Genomic DNA, 19876 nt, shown 5'->3' with positions numbered 1-19876 from the left:
CTCCCGCCTCGCGCCGCCTGTGCATCCCGCACACCAGGCCGGGGCGCGCGAGCATCGTCCACGCGCCCCGCGCGACCACCGTCCGCGCGCCCCGGTGGGTGGCCGTCACCGCCCGAGGTCGGGCAGGAACGGGACGAGCGCGTTCCACCGGGCGATCCGGCAGCCGTCGGCGCGGTCGTACGTGGCGTCGACGGGGCGTCCGGCCCAGGTCCCGGTGACGTGTGCGGTGGCCGGCCCGCCGTAGATCTGGGTGCAGACCGCGCCGTCCGGCACCGGTGCGAAGGTGTCCCTTCCCCACCGCGTGTTCCGGTCCAGCGCGGCGCACGCGCCGCCGGCGTCGGGATGACTGCCCCCGCCCGGATGACAGTCCAGCTCGTACGTCCCGTCGGCGCCCCCGCCCGCGTGCCGCACGGTGAGGGTGAGGTGATCGCCGCCGGTGTCGTCGGAGAGCGGCGGGGGGACGACGGGTCCGGCGGCGGCGGGCACCGCGGACAGCGAGCCGGAGGCGACGAGGAACGCGGCGGCCACCACGAGCAGCCGGGCCGGCCGGGGCAGGAAGCGGGACGGCCGGCGGGCGGGAGGCGGACCGCAGGAAGGGGGAGGAGTGGCGGGCAGGGAAGCGGAAGAAGAAGGACCGGACGGAGAAGGAGCGGACGGAGAAGGAGCGGACGGAGAAGGACCGGAAGGGCTGGGGGCGCGACTGACCTGGGACATGCCTGACTAACGCCACGCACACCCCGACGTTGCGCGTCTCCCCGCCGACGCCCCGCCACCCCCGACAACGGCTTTGCCCTGCGGGCCGAGTGCCTAGTACCGTAGGAGGCGATTGGTGACACCCCGCTCGACTGTGTCATCATCTGCACGCACCGATCGCGCTCGCGCGAGCGGCTGTGCGGGAGGCGTCGCCTAGTCCGGTCTATGGCGCCGCACTGCTAATGCGGTTTGGGTCTTAAAGCCCATCGAGGGTTCAAATCCCTCCGCCTCCGCGCAAGATCACCGAAGCCCCGGTCCCGTGGACCGGGGCTTCGTCGTTCCCGGGGTGCCCGGACAGCCGTTTCCGCAGCTCACAACGGGTATGGCTAACGGATTTCACATGGCGGCGGCAGTCATGTAATGTTCTTCCTGTCGCCGCGAGCGGGCCGGAAGGGCCGGAAACGGCGACAAAAACAGAACAAGCACTCGTAGCTTAACGGATAGAGCATCTGACTACGGATCAGAAGGTTGCAGGTTCGAATCCTGCCGAGTGCACAGCAGACCAGAGGCCCTGTGGAGAGATCCACAGGGCCTCTGGTTTTTGCTTTGCCGGCAGTGAGTGACGGCAACCGTCGCCGTTCTTCCAGGAGACCGGACGGCACACTGTCCGCTATGCCTGTCACCCTGCATCACATCGTCATCGACGCCCATGATCTGCCTGCCCTGGCCCGGTTCTGGGCCGAGGTGCTGGGTTGGCGGATCCTGTCCGAGCGGGAACGGGAAGTGGTGATCGGGCCGGACGAGACCGCACCGATGGGGATCTGCTTCATGCCGGTGACGGACCGCAAGGTCGTCAAGAACCGCCTGCACCTCGATCTGACGTCAGCGGCGGAGGACCGCGAGGCCGAGATCGAGCGCATCCTCGCGCTCGGCGCTCGCAGAGCGGACGTTGGGCAGATCGGCGACGAATCGTGGACGGTGCTGGTCGATCCGGAGGGGAACGAGTTCTGCGTGGTCCGTCCGAAGGAGACCCTCGTCGGTTAGTCCCGGGAGCCGATGCGTGGACCGGCTCCGGGCGGTCCCGGACCGGAACCTGAAACGGCTCTGGACGGACGCGGGGAACCGCCGCCCCTACCCGGTCGTGCCGTCGCGACGCGCGTTGTGCTCGGCCGACCGGGTTGCCTGCTCAGCTGTCCGGGTGACCGACCGCGATGCCTGCCCCTCCGCGCATATGCCGTGGGTGAACGTATGCCTGTCACACGATGAGGCAGCCGGTCGGTCACGGTGACCGGCTGACCGCCCCCGGGCGGCGCCGGGCAGGCGTCGGAAGAGAAGGGACACCGGATGCGCGTACTGCGCGCCTTCGTGGGGAGCGCCATCGCGTCGCTCCTCCTGCTGATCGGCATCTCACCGACCGCGGCCTACGCGGACCACCCCCGTACGGGGCACGGAGCCCACTGCCCGACCGAGCACCGCAGCCGCGGGAACAACTCCGCGCCGGCGAAGGAACTCGACCCCTACTTCCTCGACGACTGGCGGCTGGGACCTCAGCCCCTCCCGCACACGGGAGCCCTCGGCGCGATGCTGAAGGGCTATCACCGTGCGGGCGGTACATCCGCCTACTGGTTCCTCGGGTGTTACTGGCAGACGGACCCCAAGACGGGGAAGTCGGGCTGGTGGTACCCCGACAACAACGGGTTCGTGCTGAAGAACGGCAAGCCGGTCGAGCACTCCCAGACGCTCCGCAAGGGGCAGTTGGTCGACCTCTTCGGCAGCGGCTTCGGCAACTTCCTCGCCCCCGCGGGCACGCCCTACGCCAAGCGCGCGATCCCGCCGAGCAATCTCGACACCTACGTCGCGGCCTACCCGCTGAGCTACCACCTCTACCGGGTCCTCGAGCCCTTCACCGTCCACGCCGGGCCGATCAGGCCGTGGTTCGGGCAGCCCGGTCTCGGCCTCCAGTACGTGACGGACTCGCCGATCCCCACGCTCGTCGGCTCGCAGAAACTCCAGGAACTGAACGTGACCTGACGGAACTAACCTTGAGGTGGCCCCGGACCCGCCCGGTCCGGGTCACCTCCGAGGCGGGCGACGGGACGGACCCCATGGACAGCGCGGAACTCGTGGAGAGACTCCGCGAGGCGGACGTCCCGGACGCGTTCTACGACATCCCCGGCGTCCACGAGGTGTCGGCCGGGCCGGACGCCCAGTACTTTCTGCGCCGTGAGGCCGACGCCTGGACCGTGGGGGTGCGCCAGCGCTCCCAGGACAGCGTCGTCCGGCGTTTCAGCACCGAGGCAGGGGCCTGCGCCCACCTGTACGACACGCTCGTCCGCTCGCTCGCCCGCCCCCCGGGTGCGGCGCAGCCGCTGGACGAACTCCTCGCGGACACCGAGCAGATCCAGCGGCAGGCATGGGCCGACTTCCGTCGTCACGAGGGGCCGGCTGACGACGGCTGATCACGATCACCGCGCCCGGCGGTCACGTGCACCGCAGGCCGGAGGCCCCGTGGAGTGATCCGCGGGGCCTCCGGTTCGGGTGGTGCTACGTCACGGGGCGTTGACCAGGTCGTACGGCGGGACCGTCACCTTGCGGGCGCCCGGGGTGCCCGACAGGACGACCTTGCGCAGGGCGACGTTGTTCTTGAGGGTGGTCTCCTTCAGGCGCTTGGCCGGGTTGGCGATCACCTGGATGTAGTAGGTGCCGTTGGGCAGGTCGGTGATGTCGAAGGACTGGCCGGGACGGTACTGGGTGTACGTGTCACCGGAGCCGACGTCGAGGACCTCCCGGACGGAGATCGAGTTCTGTTCGCCGCAGGCGGTCGACAGATCCGTGTTGTACGGGTGCCAGTTGGCGTTCTTCACCGTGTAGTCGATGGCGTCGGTGTTGGCCAGGCAGAACGCCTCCTTGCCGCTGCGCACCTCCTCGGTCTTGTCGGCGCTCAGCAGCCGGTAGCTCGCGAAGTCCGTGAAGTGCCAGTGCTCGTGGCCGACGCGCGGGTCCCACTCCATGGTGCCGGTGGGGGTGTACCCGACCTGCTTGCCGTGCGCGTCGTAGAAGTACTGGTACGCGTCCATCAGGTCCTTGCCCGGGCTGCGGAAGCCGTCCACGACCAGGGGTGCGGGGCCCGCGTTCCAGACGTTCGCGCTGAAGGCGAGGTAGTCCTTGCCCGGCGCGTCGCCGTCCTCGCCGTCGGTCACGGCGATGTCCCAGGCCGGCAGGGCGCGCAGGTCCGGCTTGGGCGCGTTCGCCGGGACGCCCGCCCGGCCGGCGGGCCGGTGGGCGTTGGCCCGGAGCGCGGGCGCGATCCGCGAACCGTCGGTGTGGCCGAGGCCGTCACCGAGGTGGTGGGCCGTGCCGAGGCCCTCCAGGGCGTGGGAGAGCGCGGGCGGGGTGGGCGCGTCGGCGCCGCGGGGGCCGTAGGCGTGGGCCGCGCCGGCCGGGTGCGCGCCGGCGTGTCCGCCGCCGTGCTGCGCCGCGTGGCCGGAGGACCGCGGAGCCGCCACGCCCTCGCCGCCGCCCCCGTCGGAGGATTCGCGGACCGTCACCTTGACGGTCGGCCGGTCGTCGGGGATGTCGAACAGGTCGCGGTACTTCTTCGCCACCGAGATCGTGGCCGTGTACTCACCCACCGGCAGGTCGACGGGCTTGTCGTAGTCGACGGTGCTGGAGTTGGCCGCCCAGCCCTTCTCGACACCCCACACCGAGCCCAGCGTGAACGGGTTGGTGGAGCAGCTCTCCGGATAGTGCGAGGTCGCCGGGGCGTCCGGCCGCAGGCGCCCGGAGGCGTTGTCCGGGCAGAACGTCCCCTTCGTCTTCGACACCTCCACGCCGGCCGCGTTCCTGACCGACACCTGGAGGAAGCCGGGCAGGCCGGAGAAGTCCTTCACCAGGCCCGCGGGCAGGGTCCTGGTCGTCGTGCGGTTGCCGGCGCGCAGGATCTGCCGGGCGACGACAGGGTCCTTGTACGACTTCCGGGTCACCTTGATCTCGAGCGGCGCCTTGTCGACGGTGACGTACGTGCCCAGGTCCAGAAAGACCCCGGCCTCCCCCTGCCACCGTTCGAGGGTCACGGCCTTCGACGCGGCGACCAGTGCGAGCTTCGGTTTCCCGGCGGTGCCCGCCGGGGTGGCGCCCGCCCCGGGGGCGGCCCCGGCGGCGGTGACGACGACGGCGAGCACGGCTCCGGTGGCGAGCGTCGAGTGCTTCAGGCGGCTGCGGCGTAACTGACTGGTCATGGGTTCCTCGTCTGCGAGTGCCTCGGTCGAAGGCATCGGACTGGACAGCTCACGGCCGGCCACCTCTGCCGGCGCACCCCACGCGCCTCGGGAACCGGCCCTGTGAGCACCCTGTGAGAGCGGTGAATGGGGTGTGTGGGTTGCCTGTTGGGAAGGAAACGCACGATGATCGTGATCCTTCCCGGTTCGCGGGGACGCTTTCGCCGGTCACCGGCGGTGCCTCCGACGCCCTGCCAGGACCCCCGCCCGACCGAGGAGATCCACATGTTCCGCAGGGCCCCGGCCGGCCTCGGTGTCGTCTGCGCCGCGCTGCTCCTTCCCGCGGCCGTCGGCTGCACCTCGACCTCGTCCCCCGCCGCGAGCGCGGCCAGCGGTGCCGCCGGCAGCACCGCTTCCACAACCGCCGCGACCCACTCGGCCGCACCCGCCGCCTCCGGTTCCTCCACTCCCGCGCCCACCCTGCGTGAGGCGCCCGCAATCGACGCGGACGAGACGCTCGCCGGTCGCCAGGACCCGACGAACGGCAACGCGAACTTCTCTTTCCGCAGGGGCAAGAAGGGGGACGCAGTCACCTTTGACGTCCGCTGCCTCGGCACGGGGCGGATGAAGGTCCGCTCCTTCATCGGCATCTCCTTCGCTCTGGACTGCGTCGCCGGTGAAGTCAGCAGCGTCTTCGACCAGTTCGACGTGACCGGAGTGGACCGCAGTGGGAGGGTGTCCGTCGTGGCGCCGCCCACCGTCCGCTGGGCCATGACCGTCGGCCGGGGTGCGCCGGCCCCGCACCCGGACGACGAGTAGCGCCGGCGGACGGCTTCTAGCAGGTGGCGCCGGTCAGGGCGGGCCGGCCGGTCGGCTTCCAGGTGGCGTGGTCACGATTGATGCCACCGGTGGCGTGGTCGCGACCGGTGCCACCGGCGGTGGCGGCGGGCCGGGTGGAGAAGACGTACAGGCGCAGGAGCAGGAAGCGGCCGATGCCGGCCAGGCCGGCCGCGCCGAGGTAGACGGTCTGTTCCCAGGCCAGGCCGGGGGACGGCCGCAGCGCGTGCAGCAGGAACATCGCCGCGCAGGTCGCGAGGTAGGCGGCCGTCGCGGAACCGGCGGACTGGAGGTGGCGGCGCAGGCCCGCGCGCCGTCCGGTGCCGAAGGTGACGAGTGCGTGCAGCTCCGTGCACAGGAGGGTGGACGCGACCGTGACGACGGCGTTCGCCAGGGCCCAGGTCAGCCGGTCGGCCAGCAGGGGGACGGCGGCGCTGGAGAGGACGCCCACCCCGCCACCGCACCCCACGAACCGCACGAAGGAGGCGAGAGGGCCGGGCGCGGACGGCGTCCGGCGTGCCGTGTCCGAGCCGGTGACCGTCGTCTTCATGGCGTTTCCCTCCGGGCGGGAGCTCGCGCCCCCGAGACCTCCGACCGCGCCGACCGCGCGACCGTGCTGGATCAACTGCCCTCAACGATCCCGTCGTTCGGCCGCCGGGGCGATGGAGCCTCCTACCGGACCGGGGGTGGGGCCAGCTCTACCAACGGGCCCCGCACCAGCGCGACGTCACGGCCGGGGCGTTCGGTGTCCTGCCCCCGGAGCTCCTCGATGTACGCGTGCGCCAGGCCGGTCGTGCGGGTGAACCAGTCGGTGAGCACGGCGATCTCGGCGGGGGAGTAGTCGGCGCCTGGCGGCCGGCGGCGCGAAGGCGGGCGGATCGCGGCCGAGGCACCGGCACCGGTGAGGGCCCCGGTGGGCCGCCGGTGTCAGTGCCGGCGCCTACCCTCGGGGGGATGGCACAGGCATGGAGATGCGCGGGGCTGCGGTGGGCGGCGGAGGGTCCCGTGCTGACCTGGGACGGCGGGCGGCGCAGCGCGCTGACCTGGGGCAAGCGGGTGGCCTTCGGGGTCGCGGAGGGGGGCGTGCGGTCCTGCAGGGGGGCGCGGGGGTACGCCTGTCCGGTGCGGGCGGTGGTGCCGGCGCGCGGTACCGGGGCCCGGTGCGAGGAGTGCGCGCGGCTGGACCGGGCGCACTCGGTGGCCGCGGACACCCTCGCCGACGACCCCCGGCCGTACCACGTGTATCTCGCCTGGTTCGGCCCCGGCCTGACCAAGGTGGGGATCACCGCGGTCGAACGGGGGCCGGCGCGGCTGCTGGAGCAGGGTGCGGTCTGCTTCAGCCGGCTGGGCGCCGGACCGCTGATGGCCGCGCGCCGCACCGAGGAACTGCTGCGCGCCGCGCTCCGCGTGCCGGACCGCATCCCGTACGCCGTCAAGCGCGCGGTGCGTTCGCGGTTGCCGCCCACCGAGTCCGAACGGGCCGCTGAAGTCACGGAGTTGCACGCGCGGGCCGTGGCGCTGACCGGCTGGCCCGAGTCGCTGCGACGCCTGCCCTGCCAACCCGTCGACCACGTCGGGGTGTTCGGCCTGGCGACCGCACCCGCGGCGGCCGGCAGTGTGACCGAACTAGTCCCGGGCGGCGCGGTCGGCGGTCGCCTGGTGGCAGCCGCGGGCCCGGACCTGCACCTCGTGAGCGGGGACAGGGCGATCGTCCTCGACACCCGGCTCATGGCCGGCTGGGACCTGCTCCCCGTGGAGCACGACGAACTCACCGTCCCGGTGAAGGAGTTCGGGGAAGCGCTTGCCGTCGTACAGGACGGGCTGTTCTGAGCGGAGCGGCCTGACGGCCGGACGGGCCGGCCGCCCGGCGCGTGAGGGGCGGGCGGCGAGGGGGCGGAGGCAAGGAATCCCCCAGGTGTTCCCTGAGAGCCGCCTGTGCGTTTCTCAGGAAAATCACAGATTAGTGAAAGCGTGTTCTCAGAGGACCCCGACATGGTGTCCACCATGACCACGACCTCGCCCCAGGGGCGCACCGAACTGCTGAGGCCGGACGGGAGCCCCGTCCGCGTGCTTGTGGTGGACGACGAGCTGTCGATCACCGAGCTGCTGTCCATGGCCCTGCGCTATGAGGGATGGCAGATCCGGAGCGCGGGTGACGGGACGGGCGCGCTCCAGACCGCGCGCGACTTCCGGCCCGACGCCGTCGTCCTGGACATGATGCTGCCCGACATGGACGGGCTCACCGTCCTGGGCCGGCTGCGCCGCGAGCTGCCCGACGTGCCCGTCCTCTTCCTCACCGCGAAGGACGCCGTCGAGGACCGCATCGCGGGCCTGACCGCCGGTGGCGACGACTACGTCACCAAGCCGTTCAGCCTGGAGGAGGTCGTCGCCCGGCTGCGCGGGCTCATCCGCCGCTCCGGCGCGGCCGACCGGCGCTCCGACTCCGTGCTCGTCGTCGGTGACCTCACGCTCGACGAGGACAGCCACGAGGTGTCCCGCAGCGGCGACAACATCCACCTCACCGCGACCGAGTTCGAGCTGCTGCGCTTCCTCATGCGCAACCCGCGCCGGGTGCTCAGCAAGGCCCAGATCCTCGACCGGGTGTGGTCCTACGACTTCGGCGGCCAGGCCAACGTGGTCGAGCTGTACATCTCCTACCTGCGCCGCAAGATCGACGCCGGGCGCGAGCCGATGATCCACACCCGCCGGGGCGCCGGCTACCTGATCAAGCCCGCCGTCGCATGAGCGGGCGACGACGGCCGCGACCGCAGAGGCGAGCAGGCAAGCCGCGCACCCTGCGGACCCGGCTCGTCGTCGCCTCGGTGGTGCTGATCGCCGTGGTCTGCGCGGTGATCGGCACGGTGACCACGCTCGCGCTGCGGGACCACCTGTACCAGCAGCTGGACGGCAAGGTGAAGGACACCGCCCTGCGGGCGACCGGTGGGCCCATGGGTGAGCCGGGCAACGGCAAGGGGCAGCTGCCCGGGGACGCCCGGACGGGCACGGTCCCCCTGGACACCGCCACCACGCCGGCCGAGAAGGTCGCGAGAGTCCTCACCGGGGGGCCGACGCAGCCCAAGACGGTCGCCGCCTACGTGAACGTGAAGACCGGCTCCATCACCGATTCGGGCTACGCCAAGCAGCGCAACCGCTACGACAACGAGATGAGCGCCGGCAGCCTGACCGCCGCACAGAAGACCGCCCTCGCCTCCGTCTCCAAGGACGGCGGGGCGCACACCGTGGAACTCCCCGGCCTCGGGGACTACCGCGTCCGGTACCAGGAGAGCCGGGACCACACCGACGCCTACTACGTGGCCCTGCCGACCGCGGACGTGGACGGCAACATCGACACCCTGATCCTGGTCGAGCTCAGCGTCACCGCGGCAGGCCTGGTCGCCGCGGGCATCGCCGGTTACGTCCTGGTCGGCGTGGCCACCCGCCCGCTGCGCAGGGTCGCCTCCACCGCCACCCGCGTCTCCGAACTGCCCCTGCACACGGGCGAGGTTCACCTCAGCGAACGCGTCCCCGAGTCCGAGACCGACCCGCACACCGAGGTCGGCCAGGTCGGCGCCGCGCTCAACCGCATGCTCGACCACGTCCACGGCGCGCTGCACGCCCGCCAGCAGAGCGAGATGCGGGTACGGCAGTTCGTCGCGGACGCCAGCCACGAACTGCGGACGCCGCTGGCCTCCATCCGCGGGTACGCCGAACTCACCCGGCGCGGCAGAGAACAGGTCGGCCCGGACACCCGGCACGCCCTGGGACGGATCGAGTCCGAGGCGGGCCGGATGACGTTTCTGGTGGAGGACCTGCTGCTGCTGGCCCGCCTGGACGCCGGACGGCCCCTGCAGTTCGAGCAGACCGACCTCGTACCGCTCGTCGTGGACACCATCAGCGACGCGCGCGCCGCCGGCCGGGACCACAACTGGCGTCTCGACCTGCCCGACGAACCCGCGCTGGTCTCGGCGGACGCCGCCCGCCTGCAACAGGTGTTCGTCAACCTGCTGGCGAACGCGAGAACGCACACGCCCCCCGGTACGACCGTCACCGCCCGCGTGCAGCGGCGCGGGCCGTGGCTGTGCGTGGACGTCGAGGACGACGGCCAGGGCATCCCGCCCGACCTGCTCCCGCGCGTCTTCGAACGCTTCGCGCGCGGCGACTCCGCGCGCTCCCGCGCCACCGGCTCCACCGGTCTGGGGCTGGCGATCGTGCAGGCCGTCGCGTCCGCGCACCAGGGCGCGGTGACCGTCGACAGCGTCCCCGGGCGCACCGTGTTCACCGTGCACCTGCCCGCGTCGGCCCCGCAGTCGCCCCGTCCGGCGCCGGAGACCAACTGGCAGTCGCACTCACAGGCACAGCACAGCGCCGCCATATGGGTACAACAGCGGGCCTGACGAGAGTCGTCGGTATGCGAACCGACTCTTCTCCCGGCACGCTGCCGGCGCGGGAGCACCTCCCGGCCACAGACGCCGGTACGCCTGTCCTGGACGTAGTGATCCCCGTCTACAACGAGGAGAAGGACCTCCAGCCGTGTGTGCTGAGACTGCACGAGCATCTCAAGCGCACGTTCCCGTACGCGTTCCGCATCACGATCGCGGACAACGCGTCGACCGACACCACCCCGCGGGTGTCGGCACGGCTGGCGGCGGACATCCCGGAGGTCAGGGCCTTCCGGCTGGAGCAGAAGGGCCGCGGCCGGGCGCTGCGGACGGTCTGGTCCGCCTCGGACGCCCCGATCCTCGCGTACATGGACGTGGACCTCTCCACCGACCTCAACGCGCTGCTGCCGCTGGTCGCGCCGCTCATCTCGGGCCACTCCGACCTGGCGATCGGCTCCCGGCTGGCCCGCTCCTCCCGCGTCGTACGCGGTGCGAAGCGTGAGTTCATCAGCCGCTCCTACAACCTGATCCTGCGCGGCTCGCTCCAGGCCCGCTTCTCCGACGCGCAGTGCGGCTTCAAGGCGATCCGCCGTGACGTGGCGCAGGCGCTGCTGCCGCTGGTGGAGGACACCGGCTGGTTCTTCGACACGGAGATGCTGGTGCTCGCCGAGCGCGCCGGGCTGCGCATCCACGAGGTGCCCGTCGACTGGGTCGACGACCCGGACTCGACCGTGCACATCGTGCGGACGGCGACCGACGACCTCAAGGGGGTGCTGCGCGTGGGCAGGGCCCTGGCCACCGGTTCGCTGCCGCTGGACCGGCTCACCCGCCCGTTCGGCGACGACCCCCGCGACCGCGAGATCGAGGACGTGCCGAAGGGGCTGGCCCGCCAGCTCGTCGGGTTCTGCGTGGTCGGCGGCCTCTCCACCCTCTTCTACCTGCTGCTCTACGGCGTCTTCCGGCAGTTCGGCGGCTCGCAGCTCGCCAACGCGCTCGCCCTGCTGGTCTCGGCGGTCGCCAACACGGCCGCCAACCGCCGGCTGACCTTCGGGGTGCGCGGTGGCGGCGGCGCCGTCCGGCACCAGGCGCAGGGCCTGGTCGTCTTCGGCATCGGTCTCGCCCTCACCAGCGGTTCGCTCGCCGCGCTCAACGCGGCCTCCAGTGATCCCGCGCACTCCACCGAGCTGGCGGTCCTGATCGCCGCCAACCTCGCCGCGACGGTGCTGCGCTTCCTGCTGTTCAGGGCGTGGGTGTTCCCCGACCGCGACGCGTCGACGGTGGTGGCCTCCCACCACCCGGCCGCGCCCGCCGACCCGACGACGCCGGACCCGCCGTACCGCCCGCTGCCGAGGCACCCGAAGGCACACCCGTACTCCGCGAGCCGCCCCACGGGCCCGCGGGGGCCGTACGACACCGCCACGGTCCGCGCCGGTGAAGCCGCGGACCGCACCTGGAGGGACGCCACCATGCGGCTTCAGCCGGTGCGCCCCGCCGACACCGATCCGAGGGAATCCCGATGACCACCCACTACGACCGGACGAGCCAGCAGGGGGGACCCGGTCCCTCCGCGTGGGGGCCGCCGACAGGCGACACGGCGGTAACGGACGGCGGTACGGCCGTCCGGGAACCGTCGGCCCCGCCGGCGCCGGCCCTGCCGCCCGCCCCGGACTCCGGTGAACCAAAGCAGCCCCTCGTCCGCAGAGCGTGGCGGGGCAGGCCCGAGGACCCCCGCTGGGTGCGCCCCGCGTTCCTCGGTCTGCTGCTGGCCACCGCGGTGCTCTACCTGTACGACCTGAGCGCCTCCGGCTGGGCCAACTCCTTCTACTCCGCGGCCGTCCAGGCGGGCAGCCAGAGCTGGAAGGCCTTCTTCTTCGGCTCGCTGGACTCGGCCAACGCCATCACCGTCGACAAGCCCCCGGCCTCGCTGTGGCCGATGGAGCTGGCGGTCAGGGTCTTCGGACTCAGCTCGTGGGCGATCCTCGTGCCCGAGGTGCTGATGGGTGTCGGCACGGTCGCCGTGGTGTACGCCTCCGTGCGCCGCCGCTTCAGCCCCGGGGCCGGTCTGATCGCGGGTGCCGTGCTCGCGCTCACCCCCGTCGCGGCGCTGATGTTCCGGTTCAACAACCCGGACGCGATGCTGGCGCTGCTGATGTCGGTCGCCTGCTACCTGGTGGTCCGGGCGCTGGAGGACGGCCGTACGAAATGGCTGGTGTGGGCCGGAGCCGCGATCGGCTTCGCGTTCCTCGCCAAGACGCTCCAGGCGTTCCTGATCCTGCCGTCGCTGGCCCTGGTCTACGGCGTCTGCGCGCCGGTGAGACTGCGGAAGCGGCTCGGGCAGCTGGCCCTGGCGACGCTGGCGATCGTGGTCTCCGGCGGCTGGTGGGTCGCGATCGTCGAGCTGTGGCCCGCCTCCTCCCGCCCGTACATCGGCGGCTCGCAGAACAACTCCTTCCTGGAGCTGACCTTCGGCTACAACGGCCTCGGCCGCCTCAGCGGCGACGAGACCGGCAGCGTCGGCGGCGGTGGCGGGGGCGGCGGCACCGGGCAGTGGGGCGAGACCGGCTGGAACCGGATGTTCAACTCCGAGATCGGCAGCCAGATCTCGTGGCTGCTGCCCGCCGCGCTGATCCTGCTCGTCGCGGGCCTGGTGGCGACCCGCCGGCTCAAGCGGACGTCGGTGACCCGCGGTTCGTTCCTCGTCTGGGGCGGCTCGCTGCTGATGACCGCGGTCGTCTTCAGCTACATGGCCGGCATCTTCCACCAGTACTACACGGTGGCCCTCGCCCCCTACATCGCCGCCGTGGTCGGTATGGGCGCGGCGCTCCTGTGGGAGAAGCGCGGCGAGATCCGGGCGTCGATCACCCTCGCGGCCTCGGTCGTGGCGGCCTCCGCCTGGGGATACGTCCTGCTCAACCGCACCCCGGACTACCTGCCCTGGCTGAAGTGGCTGGTGCTGACCGGCGGCCTGGCCGGCGCCCTCGGCCTGGTCTTCGCCGCCAGGGTGAGCCGTCAACTGGCCGTCGCGGCGGTGGGCTTGAGCATCGTGGCGGCGCTGGCCGGTCCGACGGCGTACACGCTGAGCACGGTGAACTCCGCGCACACCGGTTCCATCGTGACGGCCGGCCCGGCCGGCGCGAGCATGATGGGCGGCCGGGGCGGCGGCCCCGGCGGCGGTGGCTTCGGCGGGGGCATGCCCGGCCAGGGCCGGCAGGGCAACGGCACCACCCAGGGCCAGGGCCAGGGCCGGCAGGGCAACGGTTTCCCCGGCGGGGGCATGCCCGGCCAGAACCAGCAGAACGGCAACGGCACCACCCAGGGCCAGGGCCAAAACCAGCAGGGCGGGATGCCCGGCGGCCAGACCGGGGACGGCGGCGGCATGGGCGGGGGCGGGGGTGCCGGCGGCCTGCTCAACGGCGCCACCGTCAGCTCCGCGGCCAGGAAGCTGCTGACGACCGACGCCGGCGACTACACCTGGGCCGCCGCCGCCATCGGCGCCCAGAACGCGGCGAGTTACCAGCTGTCCACCGGTGAGCCGGTGATGGCGATCGGCGGCTTCAACGGCACCGACCCGTCGCCGACGCTGGCGCAGTTCAAGAAGTACGTGGCGGACAAGAAGATCCACTACTACATCTCCAGCGGCTCGGGCGGCGGCATGGGCGGCAGCAGCAGCGGCACGTCCTCGCAGATCACCTCCTGGGTCGAGAGCACCTTCAAGAAGGTCACGGTCGGCACGGCCACCTTCTACGACCTCACCCAGCGGGCGAGCGGCTGACGGTCGGACGACGGGAAGGGCGGTGGCCTCGCGCCACCGCCCTTCTCCGCGTCCCCACCCCTCCTTCCCGTCGCCACCGCCCTTCTCCGCGTCCCCGCCCGGCGGGCCGGGGACCGCGGCGTTGCCGCACGGGGCTGAGCGGGCAGACTCCGAGGTGGTGGTCGCCCGACCGGTGGGCGGCCGGGGCCTGTCGTGACCGGCCGTGTGCCGGGACGCCGGGCAGCCGCCCGCGCCGGCCGGCGTCGGAGTGTCGAGGAAGGTGCGCCATGGCGAAGGCAGCCCAGCGGGCGGCGCGGACCAGTGTCTGGCTGGAGGGCAGGGCCCGCCGGGGCGGGCGGAGCGGCGGGCAGCCGTCGGGCCTGGACCGGGACCGGATCACGGACGCCACGGTCCGGCTGCTGGACGCGGAGGGCCTGGACAGGTTCTCCATGCGCCGGCTCGCCGCCGAGCTGAACGTCACGGCGATGTCCGTCTACTGGTACGTCGACACCAAGGACGACCTCCTCGAACTCGCCCTGGACGCCGCCTTCGGCGAGCTGCGCCTGCCCGGCCCGGACTCCGTCGCCGAGGACTGGCGCGAACAGGTGCGGGCGCTGGCCACCGGGTACCGCGCGCTGCTGGTGCGTCACCCCTGGCTGTCGCCGCTCGCCGGGCGCCACCTCAACATCGGTCCCAACGCGCTGGAGTTCTCCCGTCGCGTCCAGCGGGTCATCCGCCGCACCGGCCTGCCCGCGCACGGCGTCACGGGCGCGATCTCCGCCGTCTTCCAGTTCGTGTACGGCTACGGCACGATCGAGGGCCACTTCTTCGCCCGGGTCGCGGACGCCGGGGTGAGCGCGGACGACTACTACCGGCAGGCCATGACCGCGGTGACCGACTCCCCGGACACCGCGGACGCGGTCCGGGAGTCCCGGGACATCATGGCGGCCCGTGGCGGCGACACGGTGGCGGAGATGCTGGACCGCGACTTCACCTTCGCGCTGGACCTGCTGGTGGCCGGAATCGAGGCGATGGTCAGGCGGTCCGGGAGCTGAGGGGCAGCGGGTCGGGTGCCGTCGCCCAGGACGGGAGCCAGACCGGCCCGGGCAGCGGGGGCAGGCCCGCGAGGTGTCCGACGACCGCGCGGAGCCCCGGATGCGGGTTCGTCCCGCGGAACATGAGGGAGAGCGGGTAGGCGAGCGCCGGGTTCACGATCGGGATGCGGCGCAGGTCGTGGCCGGCGGGCCAGAGGTACCGGTCGCGCGCGCCGACGAGGGTGGCCAGGTCGGCGGAGTCCGCGAGGGCGTCGAGGAGCACCTCGTCACCGAAGTTCGGGCCCGCCGTGTCGACGCGGAGGTCGAACGCGGTGGTGAGCTGGTCGTAGAAGTCCGCCCATTCGCTGCCCGGTGTGATCCCGGGCACCCGGATGCGGAGCCCGCGCAGCTGGTGCGGGGTCAGCGCGCGGGCGGGGGCGAGGGGGTGCCGGGGGCCGACGAGGAGTTCCAGCGGGGAGTGGAAGGCGTGGATCATGCGCACGCCGGGCGGCAGCGCGGCGGGATCGGTGACGCTGCGGAACGAGGCGTCGACGTCGCCCGCCCGGACGGCGGCGGCCACCACGCGGGGGTCGTCGACCCTGAGGGTGACCACGTCGAGGCCGGTCCCGGGATGCGCGCGCCAGTAGTCGTGCAGCATGACGGCCTGCGCGCTGCGCAGACCGAGCACGTCGATCCGCAGGGCCCGCGCACCCGGCCCGACCGCGGTGACGGCGCGGTCGACCCCCGCGACGATGCTCCGCGCGTGCGGGAGGAACGACCGGCCGTCCGGGGTGAGTTCGACCCCTCGGGCGGTGCGGGTGAACAGGCGGGCGTCCAGCTCGCGTTCCAGGGCGGCGATCCGCTTGGAGACCGCCTGCTGTGTCACGCCCAGCTCGTCGGCCGCGTGCCGCAGCTGTCCGAGTTCGGCCGCCCGGACGAACGACCGCACCGCCTCCGTGTCCATCGCCCCAGCTTAGGCACGCGCCCGGGCGCGTCGTGGCCCGCCCGAGGGTGGCAGGCCGGGGCTCCTACGGCTGGTCCTCCACGAGCCGCGCCGGGAAACCGCCGGTCGCGACCGGTCCCCACCGCTCCGGGGTGATCCGGATGATCGACTTGCCCTGCTTGGCCATGGCCGCGCGGTACTCGTCCCAGTCCGGGTGCTCGCCGGCGATGTTGCGGTAGTACTCGACGAGGGGTTCCACCGACTCCGGGGTGTCGACGACCTCGGCGGTGCCGTCGATCTGGACCCACGGTCCGTTCCAGTCGTCGCTCAGCACGAGGACGCTGACCCGGGGGTCCCGCTTGGCGTTGCGCGTCTTGGCCCGCTCGGGGTACGTCGATACGACGATCCGCCCCGAGTCGTCGACCCCGCAGGTGAGCGGAGAGCTCTGCGGGCTTCCGTCGGCCCGCCGGGTCAGCAGGACGGCGTGGTGCCGGGGCCGTACGAAGTCCAGCAACTCGTCCAGCGATACGGAGGTGTTCGTCGCGATGTTCGGTGCCATGGCGACCAGCCTAGTGCCGTGACCCGGAGGGCCACCGGCTCGCACCGCCCGGTACGGGTCCCACTGACCGAGTGCCTCGGCGAGGTTGTCGTGCACGGGGACGTCGCGGCGCAGGCCGGTCAGTTCGAGGACGCGGCCGGCCACGCTGCCGGGGGCCGCCACCACCCGCACCGCCACCCGGGGCCGTAACCGGCGTCGTACGTCGTCGACGAGACGGACGCCCTGGGAGTCCATGAACGCGTTCTGGGACAGGTCCAGGACCAGGATCCGCAGCCGCCCGGCGCGGGCCCGCGCGGCGGAGATGACGTGCGCGAACAGTGCGTCGGCGTTGCCGAGGTCGATCTCCGCGGGCAGACGGAGCACGGTGCGGTCGGGCAGATCCAGCGGTTTCGGGATCAAGGTCACGGCTCTCACCTGGCAGACGTACGTCCGGATTCCGGTAGGCCGCTTCCTGACCTGTTGGGTCATTCCACCATGAGGGCGCGGGACTGCGGAAGCGAGCGGCTAAAGTGCTGTCTGTCCTGTGCTCGCAGTCGGGAATGTGCTGCGGAGCTCTCCTGCGCATGGCCGTTTTGGCCGTGCATGCCGAAGAGGTTCGTGGTGGTTTCGCCTGAGTTTCCCGATTTGCCCCGTTTTCCTGTCGGCTTCGAGCTGGCCGAAGCTCTGACGGTCGCGGCCCGCCAACTGCACGAGACAGCCACCCCGGACAGCACCCTGCGCACCGCGGTCCGGCTGGCCGTGCACATCCTGCCCGGGGCCGAACACGCCGGCATCTCGGAGATCGAGCGCCCCCACGGACGCCGCACCATCGCCTGGACCGACGAGGTCGTGCGCTCGGCGGAGGCCAAGCCGATGAGCGGGGACCACCGGTTGTGGACCGCGCCCGTGCTGCGGGTGGAGGACAGCGAGGCCGAGGACGCCGACGACGCCGACACCGCCCTGGCCGACGCCGGCCTGCGCTCCGCCCTGGCGCTGCGGCTGCGCGCCGACCGACGGCGCCTCACCGTGCTCACCGCCTACGCCCGCAAGCCGAACGTCTTCGACGACGCCGCCACCCGGATCGGCCGGCTCTTCACCGCGCACGTCAGCCTCGCCCTGGAGTCGGCGACCACCCGCGAGCAACTGACCGAGGCCATGCGCACCCGCGACCTCATCGGCCAGGCCACCGGCATGCTGATGGAGCGCCTCGACATCGACGCGGCCGAGGCCTTCGACAGCCTGGTGCGGGCCTCGCAGCGGGAGAACGTCAAACTGCGCGACATCGCCCGCCGCATCATCGACACGAACAACGCCCCCTGAGCGGCGGGCGTGTCCGCGCCGGTCCGGGACATCCGTACGTCATGAGTTCTGAGACGCGCGAGACCCTGGACGAGGCCATGGTGCGCAGCAGCGGACTGGACACGCTGCTGCGCGACCTGACCGACCGGGCCGTGCAGGACGTGCCGGGGGCCGTCGCGTGCAGTGTCACCGTGCGCAGGGCCGACCGGCTGCTGACGCTGGCGGGCAGCCGCGGGCTGCCGAGCGGCCTCGACCAGCGGCAGTACGAGAACGGTTCGGGGCCCTGCGTGGACGCGGCCGGGACCCGGACCGAGCAGTACTCCCCCGACCTGACGGAGGAGACCCGCTGGGCGCCCTACCCGGCGTTCGCGGTGGCCACCGGGGTCCGCTGCGTGCTGGCGGTGCCGCTCGACGTGGAGGGCGAGACGGGCGCCGCCGCCAACTTCTACGGCGTCCTGGCCGGAGCGCTGGGACCGGGCCGGGACGCGGCCCGTACGTTCGCCGCCCGGGCCACCGACACGATCAACGCGGCGCTGCGGATCGAGCGCCGCCGGGAGTCCGCCGCCGACGTGCGCACCGCGCTGCTCTCGCGCAGCGTCATCGACCAGGCGATCGGCATCCTCATGGCGCAGGAGCGGATCGACGCGACCCTCGCCCTGGAGCGCCTGCGCCGCGTCTCGATGGACCGGAACGTCAAACTCCGCGATCTCTGCAACGACCTGGTGACCCGGGTGGCCCGGGCGAACCGCGACGGACTGCCCCCGGCGCGCTCCTGAGACGCGTGTGCGGGGCCGCGCGGAGTGCGGCGGCGGATGAGCCGGGAGCCCGGCGGGCCGGTTCCCCTGCCCCTACTGTTGACGGGTATGAGCGCCGAGCGCATCGACCCCGAGGACCAGTGGCCGCTGCCGCCCGCCTGGCTGTGGGACTGCGCCGAGTGCGTCCGCCGCTACGAGGCGATGAAGCACGTGCAGGCCGTCATGGCCGGCCTGGCAGCGGAGGATCCCGGCGTCGACTGGGACGTCACGGACAGCGTCGTGGGCACCCAGATCAGCCTGGCCCGTCATCTGGCCGACGAGCACCGGCCGGCGCTGCCCGGCTGGGAGCCCGGCTGCGGGACCTGCGCCCACCACCGGGCCGGCGTGGACGACGGGCAGGAGCGGGTGCCGGGGCAGCGGACCGGCGCCGTCATGGCGGCCGAGGAGCACCGGGCCCGCCACCTCTTCGCGCCGCCGCGCATCGTGGGCCTGCTGTAGGTCCTGTCCGGCACGTCCCGCCGGGCGGCCGGCTTCCGGACGACCCGGGCCGGGCCCGCCGGACTCCCCCGGCCGCTACGCCTGCGGCAGGAACTCGCCCTGCACCGCCTGGACGTCCAGCTCGACCCGCAGCGTCGTACCGATGGCCGCGATGCCCGCCTGGAGCACCTGGTTGTAGTTCATCGCGAAGTCCTCGCGGCGCAGTTCGGCGCTCGCGCGGAACGCCGCTCGGGTCCCGCCCCACGGGTCGGATCCGGTGCCGAGGTAGGCGAGGTCCAGGTCGACCGGCCGGACCACCCCGCGCATGCCCAGTTCGCCGTGGACCGTCCAGCGGTCGGTGCCGGCCGCCGTGACGCCGGTCGAGCGGTAGGTGATCTCGGGGTGGGCTTCGACGTCCAGGAAGTCCGCCGACCGCAGATGGGTGTCGCGCGTCGCGTTGCCGGTGTCGACGGACGCGGCCCGGATCACCGCCTCGACCCGGGACTTGGTCACGTCGTCGGGGGCGATCTCGATCGACGCGGTGAAGTCGGTGAAGCGTCCGTGCACGCTGGAGATGCCCAGGTGCTGGGCCACCGCGCCCACGCTGGAGTGCGCCGGGTCGACGGTCCACGGTCCCGGCGGCGGTAGTTCGGCGCCGCCCTGCCGGGCCAGCGTCACCGTGCCGACCTCGGCCCGTCCGCTCGCGGTGACGATCGCGCTGGAGGCGGCCGGCGCGTATCCGACGGCCGTGACGATGACGGTGTACGCCCCCGGCGCGAGCGCGGTCGCGTCCCGTACGGCGCCGTCCCCGTCGGCCTCGGCGCGCACGACCTGCGAGCCGGTCGCGTCGGTCACCGTGACGACCGCGTGCGACACGGCCCATCCGTCCCGCGTGCGGATCTTCGCGGTCAGTCCCATCCCGTTCTCTCCCTGCGAGGCAATACGAAGCGGTC

At 72.7% G+C, this 19876-nt stretch carries 20 protein-coding genes, 2 tRNA genes and 1 pseudogene; 15 read left to right on the top strand and 8 right to left on the bottom strand.

The features are described from left to right. Positions 1–105: 105 nt before the first annotated feature. Positions 106–528 carry an SSI family serine proteinase inhibitor gene (locus ABZT03_RS00495; RefSeq protein WP_356031467.1) on the bottom strand — a complete coding sequence of 141 codons (423 nt, stop codon included), beginning with the start codon at positions 526–528 and terminating at the stop codon, positions 106–108. 367 nt (positions 529–895) lie between these two features. Here ABZT03_RS00495 and ABZT03_RS00490 point away from each other — a divergent pair. From ABZT03_RS00490 to ABZT03_RS00470, 5 genes are all read left to right on the top strand, one after another. Next, a tRNA-Ser gene (locus ABZT03_RS00490) sits at positions 896–986 on the top strand. A 189-nt stretch (positions 987–1175) separates the two neighbouring features. Beyond that, a tRNA-Arg gene (locus tag ABZT03_RS00485) sits at positions 1176–1248 on the top strand. A 117-nt stretch (positions 1249–1365) separates the two neighbouring features. Then, positions 1366–1737 (top strand): VOC family protein, encoded by a 372-nt coding sequence (locus tag ABZT03_RS00480; RefSeq protein ID WP_356031465.1) that lies wholly within the window; start codon positions 1366–1368, stop codon positions 1735–1737. A 300-nt stretch (positions 1738–2037) separates the two neighbouring features. Further along, a complete protein-coding gene (locus tag ABZT03_RS00475) occupies positions 2038–2724 on the top strand; it encodes a TNT domain-containing protein (RefSeq protein WP_356031462.1) in 687 nt (228 codons plus the stop codon). Positions 2725–2735: 11 nt separating this feature from the next. Beyond that, on the top strand, positions 2736–3152 hold the full coding sequence (locus tag ABZT03_RS00470; protein ID WP_356031460.1) for a hypothetical protein: 417 nt from the start codon (positions 2736–2738) through the stop codon (positions 3150–3152). Between the two features lie 90 nt (positions 3153–3242). Here the strand turns inward: ABZT03_RS00470 and ABZT03_RS00465 are convergent, their stop codons facing one another. Beyond that, positions 3243–4931: a lysyl oxidase family protein gene (locus tag ABZT03_RS00465; RefSeq protein WP_356031458.1), complete on the bottom strand. Its 1689-nt coding sequence runs from the start codon at positions 4929–4931 to the stop codon at positions 3243–3245. Between the two features lie 264 nt (positions 4932–5195). Here ABZT03_RS00465 and ABZT03_RS00460 point away from each other — a divergent pair, with 264 nt between their 5' ends. Next, positions 5196–5729, top strand: a complete 534-nt coding sequence (locus tag ABZT03_RS00460) for a hypothetical protein (protein WP_356031455.1) — start codon at positions 5196–5198, stop codon at positions 5727–5729. A 16-nt stretch (positions 5730–5745) separates the two neighbouring features. Here the strand turns inward: ABZT03_RS00460 and ABZT03_RS00455 are convergent, their stop codons facing one another. Further along, a complete protein-coding gene (locus tag ABZT03_RS00455) occupies positions 5746–6297 on the bottom strand; it encodes a hypothetical protein (protein ID WP_356031452.1) in 552 nt (183 codons plus the stop codon). Between the two features lie 122 nt (positions 6298–6419). Continuing rightward, positions 6420–6566, bottom strand: coding sequence for a hypothetical protein (locus tag ABZT03_RS00450; RefSeq protein ID WP_356031450.1), 147 nt, complete (start codon positions 6564–6566; stop codon positions 6420–6422). A 135-nt stretch (positions 6567–6701) separates the two neighbouring features. Between ABZT03_RS00450 and ABZT03_RS00445 the strand changes: the two genes are divergently transcribed. The 6 genes from ABZT03_RS00445 to ABZT03_RS00420 all read left to right on the top strand — a co-directional run bounded on the left by ABZT03_RS00445 (position 6702) and on the right by ABZT03_RS00420 (position 14932). Next, positions 6702–7577 carry a DUF2797 domain-containing protein gene (locus ABZT03_RS00445; RefSeq protein ID WP_356031447.1) on the top strand — a complete coding sequence of 292 codons (876 nt, stop codon included), beginning with the start codon at positions 6702–6704 and terminating at the stop codon, positions 7575–7577. 174 nt (positions 7578–7751) lie between these two features. Next, positions 7752–8492: a response regulator transcription factor gene (locus tag ABZT03_RS00440; protein ID WP_356031444.1), complete on the top strand. Its 741-nt coding sequence runs from the start codon at positions 7752–7754 to the stop codon at positions 8490–8492. Next, positions 8489–10141 carry a HAMP domain-containing sensor histidine kinase gene (locus ABZT03_RS00435; protein WP_356031442.1) on the top strand — a complete coding sequence of 551 codons (1653 nt, stop codon included), beginning with the start codon at positions 8489–8491 and terminating at the stop codon, positions 10139–10141. The genes ABZT03_RS00440 and ABZT03_RS00435 overlap by 4 nt, the downstream gene beginning before the upstream one ends. Before the next feature lie 14 nt (positions 10142–10155). After that, on the top strand, positions 10156–11646 hold the full coding sequence (locus tag ABZT03_RS00430; protein ID WP_356031439.1) for a bifunctional glycosyltransferase family 2/GtrA family protein: 1491 nt from the start codon (positions 10156–10158) through the stop codon (positions 11644–11646). Then, the gene (locus ABZT03_RS00425) at positions 11643–13898 is read left to right on the top strand and encodes a glycosyltransferase family 39 protein (protein WP_356031437.1); all 2256 of its coding nucleotides are present in this window, start codon (positions 11643–11645) and stop codon (positions 13896–13898) included. Before ABZT03_RS00430 ends, ABZT03_RS00425 begins: the two co-directional genes overlap by 4 nt. Positions 13899–14164: 266 nt before the next feature. After that, a complete protein-coding gene (locus ABZT03_RS00420) occupies positions 14165–14932 on the top strand; it encodes a TetR/AcrR family transcriptional regulator (protein ID WP_356031434.1) in 768 nt (255 codons plus the stop codon). On the opposite strand, the gene ABZT03_RS00415 is transcribed toward ABZT03_RS00420, so the two are convergent. The 3 genes and pseudogenes from ABZT03_RS00415 to ABZT03_RS00405 all read right to left on the bottom strand — a co-directional run. After that, positions 14913–15875, bottom strand: coding sequence for a LysR family transcriptional regulator (locus tag ABZT03_RS00415; RefSeq protein WP_356031431.1), 963 nt, complete (start codon positions 15873–15875; stop codon positions 14913–14915). The two genes, ABZT03_RS00420 and ABZT03_RS00415, sit on opposite strands and share 20 nt — an antisense overlap. Before the next feature lie 64 nt (positions 15876–15939). After that, complete coding sequence (locus tag ABZT03_RS00410) at positions 15940–16413, bottom strand: PPOX class F420-dependent oxidoreductase (protein WP_356031945.1); 474 nt, start codon at positions 16411–16413, stop codon at positions 15940–15942. 84 nt (positions 16414–16497) lie between these two features. Next, positions 16498–16881 (bottom strand): annotated as a pseudogene (locus tag ABZT03_RS00405) (STAS domain-containing protein); the annotation flags it as partial. 114 nt (positions 16882–16995) lie between these two features. Here ABZT03_RS00405 and ABZT03_RS00400 point away from each other — a divergent pair. From ABZT03_RS00400 to ABZT03_RS00390, 3 genes are all read left to right on the top strand, one after another. Beyond that, positions 16996–17712 (top strand): ANTAR domain-containing protein, encoded by a 717-nt coding sequence (locus ABZT03_RS00400; protein ID WP_356031429.1) that lies wholly within the window; start codon positions 16996–16998, stop codon positions 17710–17712. Between the two features lie 41 nt (positions 17713–17753). Next, entirely contained in the window at positions 17754–18467 is a 714-nt protein-coding gene (locus ABZT03_RS00395; protein ID WP_356031426.1) for a GAF and ANTAR domain-containing protein, read from the top strand. Positions 18468–18554: 87 nt separating this feature from the next. Next, positions 18555–18944 carry a hypothetical protein gene (locus tag ABZT03_RS00390; RefSeq protein WP_356031424.1) on the top strand — a complete coding sequence of 130 codons (390 nt, stop codon included), beginning with the start codon at positions 18555–18557 and terminating at the stop codon, positions 18942–18944. 75 nt (positions 18945–19019) lie between these two features. On the opposite strand, the gene ABZT03_RS00385 is transcribed toward ABZT03_RS00390, so the two are convergent. Next, entirely contained in the window at positions 19020–19841 is an 822-nt protein-coding gene (locus ABZT03_RS00385) for a YceI family protein (RefSeq protein WP_356031421.1), read from the bottom strand. Positions 19842–19876: the final 35 nt, after the last annotated feature.

Origin of the sequence: Streptomyces sp. NPDC005574 (assembly GCF_040605435.1) — a bacterium.
Classification (GTDB): domain Bacteria; phylum Actinomycetota; class Actinomycetes; order Streptomycetales; family Streptomycetaceae; genus Streptomyces.
This window is presented reverse-complemented; position numbering and strand designations above follow the sequence as displayed.

Coding starts and splice junctions, on each gene's coding strand:
- ABZT03_RS00480 (WP_356031465.1), top strand. CDS start 1,366: ATGCCTGTCACCCTGCATCACATCGTCATCGACGCCCATGATCTGCCT.
- ABZT03_RS00475 (WP_356031462.1), top strand. CDS start 2,038: ATGCGCGTACTGCGCGCCTTCGTGGGGAGCGCCATCGCGTCGCTCCTC.
- ABZT03_RS00465 (WP_356031458.1), bottom strand. CDS start 4,931: ATGACCAGTCAGTTACGCCGCAGCCGCCTGAAGCACTCGACGCTCGCC.
- ABZT03_RS00460 (WP_356031455.1), top strand. CDS start 5,196: ATGTTCCGCAGGGCCCCGGCCGGCCTCGGTGTCGTCTGCGCCGCGCTG.
- ABZT03_RS00455 (WP_356031452.1), bottom strand. CDS start 6,297: ATGAAGACGACGGTCACCGGCTCGGACACGGCACGCCGGACGCCGTCC.
- ABZT03_RS00445 (WP_356031447.1), top strand. CDS start 6,702: ATGGCACAGGCATGGAGATGCGCGGGGCTGCGGTGGGCGGCGGAGGGT.
- ABZT03_RS00440 (WP_356031444.1), top strand. CDS start 7,752: ATGACCACGACCTCGCCCCAGGGGCGCACCGAACTGCTGAGGCCGGAC.
- ABZT03_RS00435 (WP_356031442.1), top strand. CDS start 8,489: ATGAGCGGGCGACGACGGCCGCGACCGCAGAGGCGAGCAGGCAAGCCG.
- ABZT03_RS00430 (WP_356031439.1), top strand. CDS start 10,156: ATGCGAACCGACTCTTCTCCCGGCACGCTGCCGGCGCGGGAGCACCTC.
- ABZT03_RS00425 (WP_356031437.1), top strand. CDS start 11,643: ATGACCACCCACTACGACCGGACGAGCCAGCAGGGGGGACCCGGTCCC.
- ABZT03_RS00420 (WP_356031434.1), top strand. CDS start 14,165: ATGGCGAAGGCAGCCCAGCGGGCGGCGCGGACCAGTGTCTGGCTGGAG.
- ABZT03_RS00415 (WP_356031431.1), bottom strand. CDS start 15,875: ATGGACACGGAGGCGGTGCGGTCGTTCGTCCGGGCGGCCGAACTCGGA.
- ABZT03_RS00410 (WP_356031945.1), bottom strand. CDS start 16,413: ATGGCACCGAACATCGCGACGAACACCTCCGTATCGCTGGACGAGTTG.
- ABZT03_RS00400 (WP_356031429.1), top strand. CDS start 16,996: ATGCCGAAGAGGTTCGTGGTGGTTTCGCCTGAGTTTCCCGATTTGCCC.
- ABZT03_RS00395 (WP_356031426.1), top strand. CDS start 17,754: ATGAGTTCTGAGACGCGCGAGACCCTGGACGAGGCCATGGTGCGCAGC.
- ABZT03_RS00390 (WP_356031424.1), top strand. CDS start 18,555: ATGAGCGCCGAGCGCATCGACCCCGAGGACCAGTGGCCGCTGCCGCCC.
- ABZT03_RS00385 (WP_356031421.1), bottom strand. CDS start 19,841: ATGGGACTGACCGCGAAGATCCGCACGCGGGACGGATGGGCCGTGTCG.